2 protein-coding genes are annotated in these 1,496 nt (G+C 65.2%); both read left to right on the top strand.

Annotation, left to right across the window (positions count from 1 at the left end; translation table 11 throughout):
* The first annotated feature begins 8 nt into the window (after window positions 1-8).
* Window positions 9-1,106 carry an IS110 family RNA-guided transposase gene (locus tag CVM73_RS38655; protein ID WP_245452556.1) on the top strand — a complete coding sequence of 366 codons (1,098 nt, stop codon included), beginning with the start codon at window positions 9-11 and terminating at the stop codon, window positions 1,104-1,106.
* 171 nt (window positions 1,107-1,277) lie between these two features.
* Window positions 1,278-1,496, top strand: a 219-nt coding sequence (locus CVM73_RS40785) for a hypothetical protein (RefSeq protein WP_208639291.1), incomplete at its 3' end; no start/stop codon positions are given.

The following is a 1,496-nucleotide window of genomic DNA, read 5'->3' on the forward strand; positions in this document are numbered from 1 at the left end:
TGAGCGAGATTATCCGAATTGGAGTGGATACGTCCAAGAGTGTTTTCCAGCTGCATGGGGTTGACGCAGCGGAGCAGCCGGTGTTGCGCAAGAAGCTGCGCCGGCGTGACATGCTGGCCTTCTTCGCACGGCTGCCGGCGACGAAGGTCGGGATGGAAGCCTGCGGCGGGTCGCATTACTGGGCGCGGGAGCTGACGACGCTGGGGCACGAGGTGAAGCTGCTGCCGGCGCAGCACGTCAAGCCCTATGTGCGGCGCGGCAAGAACGACCGGAACGATGCCGATGCGATCTGCGAGGCGATGAGCCGGCCGCGCATGAGCTTCGTGGCCATCAAGAGCGTGGAGAGCCAAGCCGCGCAAATGTTGATGACGACGCGCGAGCGGCTGGTCGGCTATCACACGCAGCTCATCAACACGATCCGTGGTCACGCGGCCGAGTTCGGCCTCACGGCAGCCAAGGGGCCTGCCCATGTCGAGCCGCTGCTGGCGCGCATTGCCGAAGACAAGACGGTGCCTGAACTCGCCAAGGAGCTGTTCGCCATGCACGGCCAGGAGTTGAAGCGGCTGAAGCTCGAGCTGCGCGAGATCGAGGCGAAGCTGAAGGCCTGGCACCGGCAGAACGAGATGAGCCGGCGCCTTGCCGAGGTCGATGCCATCGGCCCGATCGGCGCCTGTCTGCTGGCGATCAAGGCGCCCGATCCGCAGGCCTTCCGCTGCGGCCGCGACTTCGCGGCCTGGATGGGATTGCCCCCGAAGGACCATTCCACGGCGGGCAAAATGCGGCTTGGGGTGATCACCCGCGCCGGCGACGAGGCCTTGCGCCGCACCCTGGTGGTCGGCGCCACCTCGGTGATCAAGCAGGTCAGCAAGGATAAGGGCAATCCCTCGCCCTGGCTGCGGGATCTGGTGGCCCGCAAACCGCCGAAGCTCGCGGCCGTGGCGCTTGCCAACAAGGTTGCGCGCATCGCCTGGAAACTGATGCGCAGCGGCGAACGCTATGACGCCGCACGGGCCGGCATCATCTCCCCGGCCGCAAGTTTAGCACCGTGCTCGCGCCGTCAAGGCCGCTGCGCGCCGCCTGCGGCGGTGGCCTGCGGCCAGCCTTGACGACCCTGCGCGCGGTGCTCAATGCGCTGCCATCGGGGAAATGACCCATCCTGGGCCTCGCCCTCACACACCAGGTCAGCCAAATGACCCTTCATCCGACCCACACATCTTGAACTTCGGCGTGAGGCTTCAGCCTCGCGCCGCAGGCCGAAGCTTGCTCGAGAACGGAAGATGGACCTGATCGATCGATCACAGTCACGAGCCAAAACTCCGTGGGACCCTATGGTGCTCGACACCGCGTCTCTGTTTGGAACTCGTGCTGTGTACCCCATCTTGGCAGCGGTCATGTGCGACCGCATCAAAGACCGGACATATGGCCGCAATCGCTTCGATCAGAATATCATTCCGCCTCTTGCCAGCAGGGGGCCGTCCACATATGGGTCCCGGCTC

Origin of the sequence: Bradyrhizobium forestalis (assembly GCF_002795245.1) — a bacterium.
GTDB lineage: Bacteria > Pseudomonadota > Alphaproteobacteria > Rhizobiales > Xanthobacteraceae > Bradyrhizobium > Bradyrhizobium forestalis.